Source organism: Microcoleus sp. FACHB-68 (assembly GCF_014695715.1).
Taxonomy (GTDB): domain Bacteria; phylum Cyanobacteriota; class Cyanobacteriia; order Cyanobacteriales; family Oscillatoriaceae; genus FACHB-68.
On the sequence record NZ_JACJOT010000013.1, the window covers coordinates 489012 to 506074 of the forward strand.

The 17063-nt window shown below is 45.7% G+C and carries 14 protein-coding genes; 6 read left to right on the forward strand and 8 right to left on the reverse strand.

Translation table 11 applies throughout. From position 1 onward, the window contains the following. Positions 1–37: 37 nt before the first annotated feature. A complete protein-coding gene (locus H6F73_RS19725; RefSeq protein ID WP_190760462.1) occupies positions 38–1120 on the reverse strand; it encodes a glycosyltransferase family 4 protein in 1083 nt (360 codons plus the stop codon). 407 nt (positions 1121–1527) lie between these two features. Next, positions 1528–1662: a hypothetical protein gene (locus H6F73_RS27080; protein ID WP_277882628.1), complete on the reverse strand. Its 135-nt coding sequence runs from the start codon at positions 1660–1662 to the stop codon at positions 1528–1530. Positions 1663–1803: 141 nt separating this feature from the next. On the opposite strand from H6F73_RS27080, the gene H6F73_RS19730 reads away from it, so the two are divergent. Both H6F73_RS19730 and H6F73_RS19735 read left to right on the forward strand, forming a co-directional pair. Then, positions 1804–2109, forward strand: coding sequence for an antibiotic biosynthesis monooxygenase family protein (locus H6F73_RS19730; RefSeq protein WP_190760463.1), 306 nt, complete (start codon positions 1804–1806; stop codon positions 2107–2109). A gap of 91 nt (positions 2110–2200) precedes the next feature. Then, a complete protein-coding gene (locus tag H6F73_RS19735; protein WP_190760464.1) occupies positions 2201–3499 on the forward strand; it encodes a hypothetical protein in 1299 nt (432 codons plus the stop codon). 217 nt (positions 3500–3716) lie between these two features. On the opposite strand, the gene H6F73_RS19740 is transcribed toward H6F73_RS19735, so the two are convergent. Next, entirely contained in the window at positions 3717–4262 is a 546-nt protein-coding gene (locus H6F73_RS19740; protein ID WP_190760465.1) for a TetR/AcrR family transcriptional regulator, read from the reverse strand. Positions 4263–4364: 102 nt separating this feature from the next. Here H6F73_RS19740 and H6F73_RS19745 point away from each other — a divergent pair, with 102 nt between their 5' ends. Then, entirely contained in the window at positions 4365–5000 is a 636-nt protein-coding gene (locus H6F73_RS19745) for a glutathione S-transferase (protein WP_190760466.1), read from the forward strand. Between the two features lie 12 nt (positions 5001–5012). Further along, on the forward strand, positions 5013–5918 hold the full coding sequence (locus H6F73_RS19750; RefSeq protein ID WP_190760467.1) for a pyridoxamine 5'-phosphate oxidase family protein: 906 nt from the start codon (positions 5013–5015) through the stop codon (positions 5916–5918). Positions 5919–5987: 69 nt separating this feature from the next. On the opposite strand, the gene H6F73_RS19755 is transcribed toward H6F73_RS19750, so the two are convergent. Continuing rightward, the gene (locus tag H6F73_RS19755; protein WP_190760468.1) at positions 5988–6479 is read right to left on the reverse strand and encodes a DinB family protein; all 492 of its coding nucleotides are present in this window, start codon (positions 6477–6479) and stop codon (positions 5988–5990) included. Positions 6480–6858: 379 nt separating this feature from the next. Here H6F73_RS19755 and H6F73_RS19760 point away from each other — a divergent pair, with 379 nt between their 5' ends. Continuing rightward, on the forward strand, positions 6859–7062 hold the full coding sequence (locus H6F73_RS19760; RefSeq protein ID WP_190760469.1) for a hypothetical protein: 204 nt from the start codon (positions 6859–6861) through the stop codon (positions 7060–7062). Between the two features lie 379 nt (positions 7063–7441). Here the strand turns inward: H6F73_RS19760 and H6F73_RS19765 are convergent, their stop codons facing one another. Both H6F73_RS19765 and H6F73_RS19770 read right to left on the reverse strand, forming a co-directional pair. After that, positions 7442–8692, reverse strand: coding sequence for an ATP-binding protein (locus H6F73_RS19765; RefSeq protein WP_190760470.1), 1251 nt, complete (start codon positions 8690–8692; stop codon positions 7442–7444). 20 nt (positions 8693–8712) lie between these two features. Then, positions 8713–10803: a CHASE2 domain-containing protein gene (locus tag H6F73_RS19770; RefSeq protein ID WP_190760471.1), complete on the reverse strand. Its 2091-nt coding sequence runs from the start codon at positions 10801–10803 to the stop codon at positions 8713–8715. 255 nt (positions 10804–11058) lie between these two features. Here H6F73_RS19770 and H6F73_RS19775 point away from each other — a divergent pair, with 255 nt between their 5' ends. After that, entirely contained in the window at positions 11059–11205 is a 147-nt protein-coding gene (locus tag H6F73_RS19775; RefSeq protein ID WP_190760472.1) for a hypothetical protein, read from the forward strand. A gap of 15 nt (positions 11206–11220) precedes the next feature. Here H6F73_RS19775 and H6F73_RS19780 read toward each other — a convergent pair whose 3' ends face one another. Together H6F73_RS19780 and H6F73_RS19785 are read right to left on the reverse strand one after the other, a co-directional pair. Further along, positions 11221–16188 carry a CHAT domain-containing protein gene (locus tag H6F73_RS19780; protein WP_190760473.1) on the reverse strand — a complete coding sequence of 1656 codons (4968 nt, stop codon included), beginning with the start codon at positions 16186–16188 and terminating at the stop codon, positions 11221–11223. A gap of 7 nt (positions 16189–16195) precedes the next feature. Continuing rightward, positions 16196–16990 carry a DUF928 domain-containing protein gene (locus H6F73_RS19785; RefSeq protein WP_190760474.1) on the reverse strand — a complete coding sequence of 265 codons (795 nt, stop codon included), beginning with the start codon at positions 16988–16990 and terminating at the stop codon, positions 16196–16198. Positions 16991–17063: the final 73 nt, after the last annotated feature.

The following is a 17063-nucleotide window of genomic DNA, read 5'->3' on the forward strand; positions in this document are numbered from 1 at the left end:
TAAAAGCAATTCGCTATAAGCTTCTAATTGGAGACATTTAACGGACACTCCGCAAGGTAGGTAAGTGCTGGTAGTGACCGTTTTTTGAGAAGCGCTCTCCAATAATTTGCTGATAAACTGCCTCATAACCCTCAGTCATCCGCTGCACACTGAAGTTTTTGACAACGTGTTCTCGACAATCATAGCGATTTAAGCCTGCTACTTTATCAATTGAGGCCACGCACTCGTCAACGCTATGACACAAGAAGCCGGTTTTCCCGTCTACGATAACTTCCTCCGTAGATCCCATAGATATCGCAATTACGGGTGTACCAGAAACCATTGATTCAATCATGACTAACCCAAAAGGTTCGCGCCAGGTAATGGGGAATAATGTGGCGACTGCTCCTCCCACTAGGGCGTTCTTTTGCTCGTGGTTTGCTTCACCTAAATATTCAATTTGTTTGCCATCAATGTGAGGTTTGATTTGCTGCTCGTAATATTCCACATCAACAACATCAACCTTGCCGGCCATTTTTAAGTTCCAGCCAGAACGTTTGGCAATTTCTATTGCTAAATGCGTTCCTTTTTCGGGAGATATCCGACCTAAAAATGCTAAGTATGGCGGATCTTGTGGCTTTTCGTGAAACTCATAAGTCGATGTGTCAATGCCATTGTAAACCGTTGCCACACAATTAAGGTCTAATCTGGGTTCACGCTGTGAATTAGAAATACTCACATAAGGCTGCCGGCGCGCGTGCGAAAACATTTTTTCGTTATCCGGCGTAAAAATCCCATGCAGGGTGTGAACTGTTGGCGTTTTAACTAAATTGGCGTAAGGTAATGCCGCGCAACCCATGTGGGAGTGAATGATATCAAATTCATCAGCCTTTTCATACACCCGACTCATTTGCAGCATTTCGTAAATGCTATACTCTTTTATCGAAGGATCTAACCGCATGGCTCGCGGGTGTACGGATTCTAACTTAGCCAGACTGATAGAATCTCCTGATGCAAATAGCGTTACTTCATGACCACGTCGGACTAATTCATCACAAAGCAGACCAACAACCAGTTCAATGCCGCCATAAGCTGGGGGTGGAACTCTTTCCCACAACGGGGCAACCTGGGCAATCCGCATATATGATACCTCCTAAATAGTACGCAGGATTAAACTCTTTTTTTAATGAAGAGGCTGGTTTACATCGTAGGCTGTCTCTTCGAGCTACGCATCCTGCTAAAGAAGTAGTGCTTGAAATGCAATTTAGGAAAAAGTTTTTGACTTAGCAAGTCGAGTTTTATACACTTGAAAGTTCGGAAAACCGTACAAAACCTGCCTTGCTCTTATCTATTCCTTTGGTTAGATTAACGTTCAGGTGTTACAGGGATTCATCTCTACTTTGATAGACTTAATTTCGCTTTAATATGACTTTTGATATATGTTCAAAGGTTCACACCTGCCAAGATTAGCCCTGCCAGAACAGGTTGCCAACTATAGAATCTGAATATCTTAAGTTTAACACTTAAAGACAACGACAGCCAAAAAAATCACGGGAAAAGAGGGCCGATATTGATATCGGTGCCGGCAGCCTCATTATCTTTGATAAATACAATATCATACTTATGAGTTGAGCGAACCCTCTCTGACTTCTTGGAAGCGGGTTGTTTGTTATTAACTTGCATCTTTTGTCTGCCGGCTCAGAGAGTTGTTACTGCCTTAAAACTTTCTTATTGACTATTCAAGTATCCCGATAGCGGTTACTGTATTAAGGGGAACTGCCGGCTCCCGATGAGGATAGCTCACAATCAATAAATTCAATACCAATGATTACCTTTGTTAATGTCTTTACCGTTCTTCCAGAAAAGCAACAAGATGCTTTTCAAGCAATTCAGAAAGTTTATACAGATGTTGTTGCTCATCAACCTGGATTTATCTCCGCCAACTTAATTGTCAGTGATGATGGTGTGCGAGTCACTGCAATTGCAAAGTGGGAGAGCGAAGAAAACTTAAAAGCTCTGAGAAACACCCAAGGCTTTAAAGACTTGCATAATGAAAATTTTTATAACTCAATTATTTCAAACGATGGTCATGTGTACAGTACAGTCGTGGAAATTAACCCCCAAAAATAAAATAAATACAATAATTAGCAATAACTCTACTTGCAAACTCGGCTAAACAAACTAAGCGCCGCTTAGGCTTTTTATAGACAAGGGTGTGAATATGGTAGAAAACCGCAGACTCGATGCCTTTTCCCTAGCTGCATTGCTAGTATCGGCACATTACGGCTTGGGGTTTATCCTGGGAACGGCTGAAAAATCATTGACTTTGGGTGCCGCCGGCAGCCTTTATGCTGTCTCTCTGGGTTTAGGCACACTTGCACTTTTAGCACTGGCAAAGTTTTACTGGACAAACATTGAGCAAGTCTGGACTTTGTTGGGTAATCGCTATGGAAGCTCAGTAAAAATTGGTGTGGGTTTAATGTCGTGGGCGTCCCTGATTGGGATTGAAGCCGTCCAAATGATTTCAGGCGCTTTCATCCTCAAAGTTTTGGGGGTGCCGGTGCTTTCTAGTATGATTATTTTAGCTTTTTTGTTTACCCTTGTTTCCTTGCTGCCGGTGGAGAAAGCCGGCTTTTTATTTCGAGGATTGTTAATTTTAAATTTCTTGGCACTACTTTATGGACTCTGGGTGCTGCACGGTTTCTCTGAATATTTACACCAGCCATTTAAGTTTGCCGGCTCACTCAAACAAATCAGTTCACCAGATTTAGCCGGCGTATCTCTATGTACAATTTTGCTGGTTTTGATTGATATGAAGTACCAGCAATTTCTTGTCCAAGCAAAAAATGTGCAAAGCTTGTATCAAGGCTGTTTATTAGCTGCAGTTGTACTACTATTACTTGCTTTTTTACCTTCCTCAGTTGTGGTTGCCGCTCAAACTGCGGAAATTTTGCCGGCAGGCATTGATGCCAAAGAAACCCTCCCATTTATTCTGTTGTGGATTGGCGGTGGCATTCACCAGCCTTTGGGTATTGTTTTGATTCTATCCTTATTAGTACCGGCACTCGGTGTTGGCAGCAGCATCTTGCGAGTGCAAACCAAGACAATTTTAGACTTTAACTTTTTGCCGGCATCTAACTTAAATCGGCTGCTTATCACTACAACCAACGTCTTGTTAAGTCTAGCCATTGCCTTGAAAGGAGGCGAAATTGTCAATTTAATTGTCTCTTTTTATGCCGCTTATGTCTCCGCAGTATTTATCCCCTTTATTGTCTATCTGCTTTCTGAAACAGGAGGCTATAAATTCAATAAAGCTAGCGTGATGTTGTCGTTATTCATGGGGAGTCTCTCCTCAATTTCTGTGCTGATCTTAATGCTAGTCACTCCCAAAACAGCAATATTTGGTAATGTCCAATTGAATATTATGGGTATGGGGATTTTATTTGGTGGGTTAGGTTTATTGCTCGGACAAGTGATAGAAAAATATTTCTCTGAATCAAAGTTCAGGGAAAAGATTTAAGCCGTTATTGAAACGCGGGGGTTGCCACAGTTTTTATTAAATTGCAGCGTCATCTATAGCAGTTTGAAAGTTGCCGCACCCCAGGTGTTGCAGAGGCCGATTTGAGAGATAATTTGCGCGAGCGGGATACAGATTCCCTGTACCTCACCGGCTTTAAAAGCGCTGTATCTGACTAAAACCGAGCGTTCGCTTAAAGTTGACAACCTGAACGTAAATACTAGGCTTTCAAGAGTTCTTCTGGTAAATGCTTGATGATACGCTCAAAGGGTGCGGTGTCATCAAGACCCCGCACCAGCACGAGAGACCCTTGGATCTGCAAAATAGTGTTTTCGGCTTTGCAACGTGCACGAGCCGGCTCGAATCCCGCCTCAATCAAAACTGTTGTCAAGGTATCGATCCAAACATTAAGGGCGCATCTTATTTGAGTGTGAAAAAGGTCTTTGGATTCTCCGAGTGCCAGCACAGCCAAAAGACAAGTTTGTTGACCATGATTGTAAAACTTAGCCACATTTTTGCTCATGGCACAAATTCGCTCAGCCGGCTCGCCACTGCCGCGCAGCGGTGCGAGCACGCTTTCTTCCATGCAATCGTTAATTTGATTGAGAACGGCGGCAGCCATCTCTTCCTTGCCTTTGGGGAAATAGTGATAGAGGCTGGCTTTGCCTAACCCAGTGGCTTCTGAAAGTCGCGCCAGCGTCGCGCCCTCATAGCCATATTGCCGAAACACTTTTGCCAATCGGGCGATGAGTTCGTTTCTGGACATCTTTAGCACTTCTGTTGTCTGATTGACATTATACCGACCGTTCGGTAAAGTCAATTAGACCGAACATTCGGTACAGAATCGGAACAATTACAGGAGTGCCTAATGATCGAGCTGTACAATCACGAGTTATCGGGAAATTGCTATAAAGTACGGCTAATGCTGTCGCTGCTTGGGTTAGAGCATGAGCTTGTGCCCGTTGATCTCATCAAAGGTGAGCAGAAAGCTGCAGAGTTTCTCAAGCTCAACCCGTTGGGACAAGTACCAGTTCTCACGGATGGCGAGGTGGTGATTCGGGACGCTCAGGCAATTCTAGTTTATCTGGGGCGGCGCTATGGCGGCGAAGACTGGCTGCCGGTGGAATCTGAATCTATGAGTAAAGTGGTGCAGTGGTTGACAGTGGCGGCGAATGAGATTCAACACAGTCTTGCCACGGCTAGATTATATTTCCTGTTCAACGCGCAGATAAATCTGGAGCTAGCTCAACAGAAAGCACATCAGATACTACAGATTCTAAATGAACATTTGGCAATGCGCTCTTGGCTTGAATGCGAGCGCCCAACTATTGCAGATGTCGCCTGCTTCCCCTATGTTGGACTGGGGGCAGATGGAAAGATTTCTCTAGAAGCTTATCCCCATGTAGTGACTTGGTGTGAGCGCATAAAGCAACTTCCAGGTTACATTGGTATGCCTGGTTTATTAGTTGTCACGTCTGCCCGTCGCCAATGGTTAACCGAATGAAAGGAGCAGGCGATGACATCCATGTATCATTCTGGAGAACTTGCGGTTCAGGCTCGTACCGGCGTCCAAGAAGAAGCCAAAGCCTTGGGTAAGAGCATTGGCTCGCTCATTAAGCCAACCGCACAAGCGTTCTTGCATACTCAACGACTGGTGATCACCAGCACAGTCGATGCCGACAATCGCGTCTGGGCATCTCTGTTGACTGGTGAACCTGGATTTGTACAAGTGCTGGCAGAGCAGATGATCAGAATTGATGCCGCACCCGTTACTGGCGATCCATTGCCTGAAAACCTGCTATTGCAAAATGAAATTGGCATTCTCGCGCTCGATCTGGCAACCCGACGGCGCTTGAGGTTGAACGGCAATGCTGAAATACAGCCAGATAACAGCATTTACCTGCGTACCAAGCAGGTGTATTTCAACTGTCCTAAGTATATCCAGTCGCGAAAGTTAACTGCCGATGTTACTAAACTGCCGGTGCTGCCTGAAATCCAACGTACACCAACGCTTACTTCCTTTCAGCAGCAGTGGATCGCACAGACAGACACATTTTTCATTGCCAGTTTCCATCCTGACAGTGGTGCCGATGCATCCCATCGGGGTGGGTATCCAGGTTTTGTCCGAATCTTGAACGCAAGTAAGCTCGTATTTCCGGATTATTCTGGCAATAATATGTTCAACACCCTCGGCAATATTTCCGTAAATCCGCTTTGCGGCTTACTGTTCATCGATTTTGAACGTGGCCGCACCATACAGGTTACAGGCAAGGCTAGCGTAATATGGGAGGCAGATCGCACAGTGGAATTTGCTGGTGCCGAACGCTTGGTGGAGTTTCAAATCGATGAGGTAATCGCGATCACTGGTGCTAGCTCACTACGCTGGCGCTTTGTGGAATACTCCCCATTCAATCCGAGCTGAACTCAAGCGTACAACGAGAGAATTTGCTGTTTCTCTAAGCTCAAATCTTGATCAATTTCCCTAGTCAGGCTAGGGTCGAAGAATCCGGTGCATATCGAGAACTGGCGGAGCAATTTCGGTTTGCGTTAACAAATCGTGAATTTGTCCCCGATGATGTGTCTGGTGATTAAAAAAGTGTGCCAATAATAAATTTGCCGGATCAGCATGGATATTCCCTTGATTGTTTCGATATTCAATTGTCCGACTGAAAAATTCGTCTGTTAAAGTAGAGATAAAAGTCTCGATTCGTTGATCTTCTAGCACCCGCGCTTCCCAAAGCTGATCAAAATCTTCATACAAAATCGCATTCAGACCTGTGGAAGCGATATTTCCACCCTCAAACCGCGTCATCCAAATGCGATCACCTACCATAATGTGGTTAAGTGTTCCGTGAATACTTTTAAAAAAGGCCGGCCTGATACTTTTGCGTTCTGCATCACTCAGTTGAGCGCAAACTTCATACAACCGGCGGTTTGCTAAAGTGTTGTAACGGGCGAGCATTTGGAAGTGTTGTCTGAGCATAACGGCCACCGAGCAAATTTAATAAAGCGGTTCAGCTTTTTTCTACAGGATGAATAAGTTTATCATACCTGAAAAATATTACTTTCAGGAAAAACAACTGAATTAACGGTAATAAATTCAAATTCAAATTAAAAATACTCTTCGCTTTTGTTTAATATTATTTGAGTTTTAAGTAACATTCTTATTGTCTAAAATAACCGAATTCTTCAGTAAAAATTCAACCTAATATAGAAGCCAAGAATTTGAGTGTTGAAGGGATAGCGGGTAACATTCATCTATCACCGGCAGAGGTTTGAATCTCCACCTGGGGATAGAGTCTGCCCTGTAATTGATAAGTCTAAGCTGGGTGTATTAACTCAATTAATCAGAGGAAAATGTTATGCCTAGTGGTCACGCCAGTCATAAAAGCACTTCAACTAAACCCAATACGAATACTGAGGGACTGACAAATGCCGCTGCCGATCCCGCACAGGTAAGCGATGTTGCCGGTCTTGGTGATGATGATTCTACGAGAACCGATGAAGCGCAAGAGAATGAGGCTGCTACCCAGCGTCCCGGTGACAACAACCAAGAATCAAGTTAAGGTTTAGTGGGTTAGCGGATCGTGCCGATCCTCGCGACCTTATTAAAATCAGCGGGATTGGCCCATCTTTACGCCGGCCCTTAAATAGCAAGTGCCGTTCAATGTGATTTCCACAGGTATCTGCTCATTAACCTCAAACGATAGCCTTCGCCTCTATCTGAGGTTAGAAATTAATAGTGAAAAAATGCAGAGCTTGCTCTATAATAAAAGAACCTTGATTGACGCCTCGGTGCCCAAGCTGGTTGTCGAGGTTTTTTATTGCCGGCAGTTCGCAACCGGCTAGAAACTTGATGGACAAAGTTTGGAAGAATCTCATGGGACACTTCCAAAACAACCCGAAATGAGCAATCCTCAAAAAAATCTCATTGCTCAGGGAGCATTACTCAAGGGGAATCTCTATAATAAATTCCGCCCCCTGTCCGGGTGCACTCACACAACTAAGTTTTCCTCCGTGTTTTTCCACCACAATTTGATAGCTAATTGACAATCCCAAACCTGTGCCGCTGCCGACAGGTTTTGTCGTGAATAAGTATTCAAATACGTGCTGTTGCACATCTTCTGGGATTCCTGGCCCATTGTCAGAAATCCGAATCACAACACCCTTCTCATCTGCCGTTAACTCTGTATGAATTTTAACTATATGGCAAACTTCCTTGATTTCATTCGATAATCCCTCCTCACTAAACTCATCAATGGCGTCAATCGCATTCGCAATGATATTCATAAACACCTGATTGAGCTGTCCGGGGTAGCACATTACTAACGGCAATGACCCATATTCTTTAATCACCTCAATAGCAGGCCGGTTCATCTTCCCTTTAAGCCGGTACTTCAAAATCAGCAGGGTGCTATCAAGTCCATCATGGATATTAAAGGCTACCTTAGAAGACATATCGGAACGAGAAAACGTTCGCAGTGACGTACTTAGCAAGCAAATGCGATCCGTTCCCTCTCTCATGGATGAGATCAGTAAAGGCATATCATTGACTAAAGCATCCAGACCAATATCCTGCATTTTCTTAGAAATTTCTGGCCCTGGATCAGGAAACTGCTCCTGATAGAGATTTAACAGATCAATTAAGTCTTGAAGATACTCTTCAGCAATTTCAATATTGCCGGTAATATAGCCAACTGGGTTGTTAATTTCGTGCGCGACACCGGCAATGAGCTGGCCGAGGGCGGACATTTTTTCGCTTTGGATGAGTTGAGTCTGAGCAGATAACAGTTTTTGTTGATTTTCTCTGATTTGCCGTACCTGATCTAAAGCTCTGTTAATTGTAATTTCTAAGTCTTGAAAATCAATGGGCTTGTTGAGAAAGTCAAAAGCACCCCGATTCATCGCCGTTCTAATATTTTTCATATCCCCATAAGCTGAAAGCACCACCGTTTTGAGGGTTGGATCTAAAACATTAATTTTATCAAGCAATGTTAGACCGTCCATTTCTGGCATATTGATATCGGTGACGACGAGATCAACAGGAGATTCTGCTTTCAACTTGGCTAGCGCTTCTACCCCATTAGAAGCAAAAATTAAATCCAGCATTTTTGCCCTAATTTCTTTCCTGAAATGCCGTTTAATTAGGGCTTCAAAAGGCAATTCATCATCTACAAATAAAATTTTGGGTGGCATAATTTACTCCCGTTTTATTCTCACCGAACAACTGTTTGGCTCTCAAGCGCGTTTCTTGGCAAGACTATGATAAATTCTGTATGCGAGTCTAGAACGCTTTTTACTTTTATTTCTCCTTGATGCTGGCCGACAATAATTTCATGCGTGATAGACAAACCCAAACCTGTTCCCTCTCCAGGCGGTTTGGTTGTAAAAAATGGATTAAATATTTTATCTATAATATCTTGTGAAATGCCCTCACCGTTATCTCCTATGTAAATTTCAGCACGGTCTTCCAAGTTGATAGCTTTTATTTCAATAATTGGAGTAAATTTATCGCCTAACACTTTCTTCTTTTGGTTAACTGTATAACAAGCATTGTTGATAATATTAACCACAGCTTTGCTAATATCTTGAGGAACTATGTAAAAGTCACCTAAAGGCTCATCATACTGAAGTTTCAACATAATTTCAACAGTTTCTTTATTAGCCCGGAAACTCTGATAAGCAAGTTGAACTGATTCGGCTAATAAGGAATTCAGCGCAGTCAGTTCGGGTTTGCCGGTTTCTTGCTGAGCGTGCATCATCATCCCCAAAAGAATACTTTCGATTCTTTTGCCCTGTTTTTCTATTTCAACCACACTTTCTGTTAAATCAGTAAAAATTTCATTAATATATTCAACAGCTTCAGCTTCTAAGTTTTCTGTTTGATTTTCAATTTCTTCTTTAAGTTCTTGCGCCAAATCCACAGAAATGGTGGCAAAATTGGTAACAAAATTAAGAGGATTTCTAATTTCATGGGCAATTCCGGCGGTGAGAGAACCCAAAGAAGCCAATTTCTCTTGAGCGATCATCTGTTTCTGTGCCGCTCTCAACTGTTGCAAAGTTCCATCAAGTTCTTCATTTTTAGTCTGTAATTCCTGGGTTCGCTGCTCAACTTTTACTTCAAGCGTACGCGAATACTCCTCGATTTGCTTGTAAGAAAGTTTCAAATTTTCCCAAAGGGTGTAACCTGTTTTAACAATCGTAGCTCCGATCAAAGTCAGTAAGGCTGGAAATACAGGAACCCACAAGTTTCCGACAAAAGCAATGTAGCCAGAGCCGATGAGAATGCCACTGAAGAGCACTATTCTGCTGCCGGTTCGCAGAAATGAAATTTTAGCTACACCGTCGATATCTCTCCATTTACAGGTTAGTGTGGCACCAAGCGCAGACCAACCCAAAATCCACAGCCACTCTAGGGGTTCACTCAGCGTTTTTATTAGTGATCTTCCCTCTAAAGCTGCGCTGATAATTTGGCTGGTCATATTAGCGTGAATTTCAACGCCGGCCATTGGCTGAGGAATAGATACTAAGTTGCTACTGTAGGGAGTTAGCAAGTAATCTTTGACACTTTTTGCCGTAGAGCCGATCAGGACAATGCGATCGCGCATCAAGTTTGGCTTGATTCTATTTTCCAATACATCGGCTAGCGACACTGTTTCAAATGTTTGTTGCGGTCCCCGGTAGTTCAACAAAATTTGATAGCCTTGAGCGGAAGCACCCACGTATCCACCATCATTTGTTTCAAAAGGCGTAAAGATTGCTTGACCTAGCTGAATCTGAATTTCATTTTTCATCTTTGGTTGAATGCCTTCTTCTTCCAGATATAGCCAAGCTAGCTTAAATCCTAAACTATATACATTTTTGCCTTCTTTGCCTTTTAGATACAAAAAGCCGCGCCGGATCTTGCCATCCACATCCCAAGGAAAATCATTGGCACTGGTTTTACCCAACTTACTGAGCAGCGGCGATGGAGCGACAGTTTGATTGAGTCCATAGCCAACGACTTTCTGGATACCGATCAAGTTTGGGGTAGATTCAAAAACCTGAACTAATTCTCCGTAACCAGGCTCCACCGGCAAATCTCGATAGATGTCCAGACCGATCGCTCTCGGTTTCTGCTGTTGCACTTTCTTCAGCAATTGCGCCAGTACAGTATCCGGAATCGGCCATTTTCCTACTTTTTTCAAATCGGACTCATCGATGCCAACAATGACAATGCGTGAGTCGGGTTTTTCTAAGGGACGCAGGCGAAATAATTGATCTAAAGCAGACAATTCTAACAGCTGGAAGAAGCCAAGCATTCGCATAAGAATTACAAATGCTGCCACACTAGGGGCGATAATTAATCCACCGCGCCACTCCCATGTTTTTTTTTAGCCTTGGTCCACATAAATATAATGTTGTTAGTTTATTAGCTAAGCGCAACTAGAAAAAAGGTATGAGGGGATGAGTAGAGTCATCGGATTTTAGATTGTAGATGCTCAAATTAAAAAGCCTTGGGATGGCAGTGATGCAGCAGCAAGCTTTGTGGCCGGCTAACCCCAAAATGCTGCTCGAAAAAGATGCCTGAATTAAAGGACGAGTTGGTTTGCCGGCAGTCTCACAGTTTGAGCGTTCGCATTCGCCTGAGTGGCTATCCCATAGCGCTCGCTGATCGCATTAACCCACAACGATCATATATCAGTTATTACCCACTCGACAAATTTTGAAAATCATGCTGCTTACTACCAAGGACTGCCTATCATTGTAAAGCCGGCCCAATAATAAGGGTGTTTTAAGTTTCGATTCCCTAGTGCGGTCAGTTCCGGAGGCAGCGCTAGTTTCCCGAAGCTCCCCATCATCTGACCATTTTGCAAATGCACGTCTCCCTGAAGCATTGCTATCTGCGCCCTTCTTAATGCCTCTGCCTTGATGGGGACTGAGTGCAAAGACTTGTAAAACTCGCTCATCAGCCCTAGCGTGCCGGCATCGTTAGCGTACCACATACTTGCTAGTGCCGAACTCGCGCCGGTTTGCACCGCTAACCCTGCAAAGCCGAGTTCGGCTTGCGAATCTCCAACGGCTGTGCGGCAAGCACTGAGCACCAATAAATTTACAGGTGGGTCATGCCATTTTAACTGCTCCATCTCATCGAGACCTAGCTTTTCATCCCATAACTGGATGTACGAGTTATTGACCTCACCCGGTTTAAACTCTCCGTGAGTGGCTATGTGAATGATGCCAAACGACTGCTTTCTGCGTTCTCGTTGCAAATTTTCGAGAGTAGACGCTTGATTGAGAAAAGCTTGTCCTGACCACAGATTTTCCGAGATCGAGGCGATTTCCACCGGCACTGCCGGCAAAGGAGGTTGGTCAAGAAACTGTGACATTCCCATTGCCAGGACTGAAGCGTTTCTTACATCTACATAGCGATCATCGGTTAAAACCAAGCTGGGAATCAAGCTCAAACTGTATTTTTCTACCAAAAACTGCTGACCGTTATGTAAAGCCGCTACCGGCAATGTCCGCAACCCTGTGTCCATACTAAACATCAGTGTATCGACATCTAGCTGTTGCAACTCACCCTCTAGAGGAGCAATGAGCCACTGATAGAGTTGCTGGGATGCTGCTAAATAGCTTGTGGTTCGGCGTTGAGTCGGATCGCCAATTTGTTGCTGAAGTTTTCTCACTTGTTCCATCAGCACTTTAGCATTGGCTGCCGGTACGCTTTTATAAATAGGTTTGCCTGTGAGGGGAACTAGCAGCAGATTTAATTGATCGGCTTCCACAAAGGTATAGATAACCACTGCCTTGGTTCCTGTAAGGGCAGCCATCTCATTTAGTTTGCTCTGTATCCCTGAATAAGACAAATAAGATACTGGGAATTGCCGGCCTAAATACCCCTCAAATTCTTCGCTATAAAAGCGATCAGTCATTGCCACGGCTTGAGCAAAGTTGCCTTTCTCAATCAGATTTTGAATGTCGCTGCGGTTAGTGGCTTGCAGAGTCGGCGCTTGCTCATTTGCTGATTTGAAAACAGAAAGGTTGTTTTCTGTTGAGATAGAAAAGGACTCAGCCTTGTTGACAAATGAATCGCTCTTGAGCTGTCCAGTAGAGTCGGCAACCGAGAACTTGGAAATGATATTGCTCGAAAAGTTGCTAACACTGCCTGTAAATTCAGGCACTTCTGCTGTGGGGACTCCTGTTGCTCTTGCTACTCGTGGCAGGGGTCTAGCATCTGTTGGTAAACCTGTTGATCTGTCAGCAGAATTTTGAGTTTTTGATGAAGATGAGTAACGGCTGGGTGACGGTGACGGCGTTGGTGAGGGTGCCGGTGTTGAAACTGAGCCGTCTGATGACGGGGACGGTATTGAAACTGAGCCGTCTGATGACGGGGACGGTGTTGAAATTGAGCCGTCTGATGACGGGGACGGCGTTGAAACTGAGCCGTCTGATGACGGGGACGGTGTTGAAACTGAGCCGTCTGATGGCGACGGTGTTGGTGTTGAAATTGAGCCGTCTGATGGCGACGGTGTTGGTGTTGAAGTTGAGCCGTCTGATGACGGTGTTGGTGTTGAAGTTGAGCCGTCTGATGACGGTGTTGGTGTTGAAATTGAGCCGTCTGATGGCGACGGTGTTGGTGTTGAAATTGAGCCGTCTGATGGCGACGGTGTTGGTGTTGAAATTGAGCCGTCTGATGGCGACGGTGTTGGTGTTGAAATTGAGCCGTCTGATGACGGGGACGGTGTTGGTGTTGAAATTGAGCCGTCTGATGACGGGGACGGTGTTGGTGTTGAAATTGAGCCGTCTGATGGCGACGGTGTTGGTGTTGAAATTGAGCCGTTTGATGGCGACGGTGTTGGTGTTGAAATTGAGCCGCCTGATGGCGACGGTGTTGGTGTTGAAATTGAGCCGCCTGATGGCGACGGTGTTGGTGTTGAAATTGAGCCGTTTGATGGCGACGGTGTTGGTGTTGAAATTGAGCCGTTTGATGGCGACGGTGTTGGTGTTGAAATTGAGCCGTTTGATGGCGACGGTGTTGGTGTTGAAATTGAGCCGCCTGATGGCGACGGTGTTGGTGTTGAAATTGAGCCGTTTGATGGCGACGGCGTCAGAATGGGTGACGGCGTCGGTATGGGCGTTAGTAGTGAACCAGTTCCTGGTGTGGGTGCCGGAACGGGTATGGGATTGGGTGCCGGTACTGGTGTTGGGGTTGGTATGGGTACCGGAACAGGTATGGGATTAGGTGCCGGTACTGGTGTTGGTGTTGGTTCTGGTGTCGGTTCTGGTGTCGGTTCTGGTGTTGGTTCTGGTGTCGGTTCTGGTGTTGGTTCTGGTGTTGGTTCTGGTGTTGGTTCTGGTGTTGGTTCTGGTGTTGGTTCTGGTGTTGGTTCTGGTGTTGGTTCTGGTGTTGGTTCTGGTGTTGGTTCTGGTGTCGGTTCTGGTGTCGGTTCTGGTGTCGGTTCTGGTGTTGGTTCTGGTGTCGGTTCTGGTGTTGGTTCTGGTGTTGGTTCTGGTGTCGGTTCTGGTGTTGGTTCTGGTGTTGGGGTTGGTATGGGTGCCGGCGTTGGTTCCGGGGTTGGTTCCGGCGTTTGTGAGGTTAAAGGATTGATCTGAATATTGCCCAAGGTGTAGGCTTCACGAAACTCTACGGTAGGTAAAATTGTATTGTCAGCCCCAGTTGTAATCCTGGCGGCAGTTCCGTTAGTGCCGGCATCTCCTACGATAAAGGGTGTGACTGGGTTAGTGCTGCCACCTCCGTGGTTGATCGTAATCGAACCCCCCGGAGAGCCGGCAGTAGAGATACTGGCGGCTCTCCCATTTTGGTCAACAAAGGAGCCGCCCACTCGTAAAAATTGCTGGGTGGTGATAGTAACATTACCCCCTTGGTTAGTAGCACCTTGGGCGTTAATAGACTCGACATTAATGTTGCCACCGGCATCCAAGGTAACATTCCCCGCATTTCCAGAGTTATGGGTGGTGTCTACAGCGCCTAGCTCAATCGAACCTGTACTGTTGAAGTTAATACTTCTCAGCTCTGTTGCAATGTCGCCAATTGTTATACTCGCTGCTGAAATGTTTAGCTCTATCTCGTTCGTTCCTGGGTTTGGGAAGCGCATACCTTGCGCCACAAATGCCCCATTCCCATCACTGTCCGCATCTGCTGTAAAAGTTAGTGAGCCATTGGTGCCGCTTACCTGAAAATCACTATCAATCGTGATATTGTTTGTCGCTTCTAAGATAACTGCCCCATTTCGCAAAAGTCTTTGAATATTATTTTGAGAAATTGTGTAGGTTTCTCCCGGATCTGTAGCCAATATTTGACCATCGTCTAACTGGTTGTCATCTGCTCCGTTATTGCCATCGACAATGATGATATTTTCTGGGTCTAGTACCAAAGTTCCTAACTCGCCGTTCGGTGCGCTCAGATCGGCTGTTCCATCAAAGGCGAGGCTTTCTTTCCCTGAGATTTCAGCAAAACCCCCGTCCCCACCAGTGTTGCTGCCACGAGCACTGAGATTGCCATAAAATCGGGTGACTTTGTCAGACCAAACGATGACACGACCCCCATTGCCGGCTGCTATGGCGTCTGCCGTAATCTGTGAATTTCTGCTGACATAGGTATGGGCAGCATTTGGCACTAAGCCCATTCCCTGATAATCGCCGCCGATCCGCACATTCCCGCCACCGACTGTGCCTGAAGCGTTTATCTTGGCATCGGCTAGTCCGACTATATTGCCTAAGATGTCGATATTGCCGCCCGGTGAGAGAACCTGCCCTTGAGTGTTTGACACATCCACTGAACCGGCTACGATTGCCACACCGGCTTGATTAGGTACTTTTAGCCCGGAACCGCTTAGCTGTACTGTGCCATCCGTGTTGACTGTTAAACCTGTTGCGTGATTTCCGCCATCGCCGGTGAGTAACTGAGGCAATTGCACTGGCGATATTGTCGGTTGGATGTTCCCCGAATCCTGTTTGACATCCAGGCTGAGAAGATGCCCTTGTTGGGTAATGCGTACGGTGCTTTCGCCGGGGACTGCGGCGACGGTAATTTGACCTTTGGGGGCAGAAAGAGTGCCGGTGTTGATTACAGTGCCACCGAGCAAGGTTAAGTTTTGGCCCGATTTTACCCCCAGAGCGCCACTGTTGACGATTGCGCCCGGATTGGGAGGGATGAAGGTAAAGGCGCTGGGAGTGCCGACTAAGGCAGCGTAGTCGTTGTTACCCGTTGCGTTAAACCAGCCTGAATTAAAACCGACACTGTTAGCGGTTGTGGCGGTGAAAGCTGCCGGCACGTTTAAAGATGCGTTCGGGCCAAATACTATGCCGGCTGGGTTGATTAAAAATAAGTTTGAGTTGCCGCCGGTGATTTGAATTAATCCATTAATGATGGAAGCATTGCCGCCGGTAACGCGAGTTAAAATATTGCGAATTTCCGGGGTAGAGAGAAAGTTGGCAGTCTGGCCTGAATTGAGGCCAAACCGCTCCAAGCTGTGGAATAGGTTCGCTCCATCTTGAGATAACTTTCCCCCCCCGATATCAAAGCGGTTGCCGTCAGGGGTAACAATGGTGCCGGTGCCATCGGCAGCAGGAACGATCGGTAAAGCGAGTACCGGCTTTAATTCAAACGCTTCTATCCAAACAATTGCTCCCACTCCCAGAAAGATTCCGAGAATCAGAGTGTTTCTGCTTCTTCCCCGTGACGACATCCTACTGTTACTCCTGACTTATTTGACGATCTTCAACAAGCGGTTCTTGAGCGAAGCTGCCAAGTTGAACTGAATTCAAGAGTTCTTCCCATCTGGAAATGAGGGTTAAATCTTCCGGATTGTTCCGTCGTAGCTGGGCTAAGCTGGCTATAGCTTCATGCCAAATACCTTCTCTAGCATAGATAGAGGGGAGTTCGTTAATAGGAGCGTTCTTTAGCCGGTTTGCCACAGTTCGGCTCACTTTGGTTCGCTCGATCCAGCCGTCTACGACCGTATCCCCAGATCGGTCCTCTGGATCACAAACGATTGCCAAATACCAGTGATACATTTTACCCACTTCTAAGGGAGGTAAGGCACCTGCCGGCAAGCTAAAGCTGACGATGCCGGCTTGACTTGGCATCGCTAATTGAGTTTTATAAATCACCTGTTGATCCGTTTCATCCCGCAGCGTGAACTCCAAGGTGCTGGCTGAAGATTTCGGAACATACCACAAAAAAGTCGGGAAGTCTGATACCGTCATTGCCAAAGAATTCATTGGCGTCAAGGCGGTGAGAACTTTTTCACCCGGTTTGTACAAGCCACAGCTTCCTCTTGCACCACCATCGGCTGTGCTTGGCGGCGCTCCCCGATCCGGCGGTTGGAAGGCTTCACTAATTTTTTGAGGAAGGGTTAGGTTTTGATCCCTTAGAGCTGGTTGTGAGCTAGCCTGTGCCGGCGAGTTGAAGCCTGACCCGACTACGAGTCCCAGAACCAAAACTCCTGAAACGGTAGCGAGTGGTTGGAGTAAGTTTTTCAAAATCATAAGGAAACTCCCTTTTGAGCAAATTAACAGGTGTCAAACCTTTCTCTTTCTGACTGGAGAAGGTCTTCTTGTG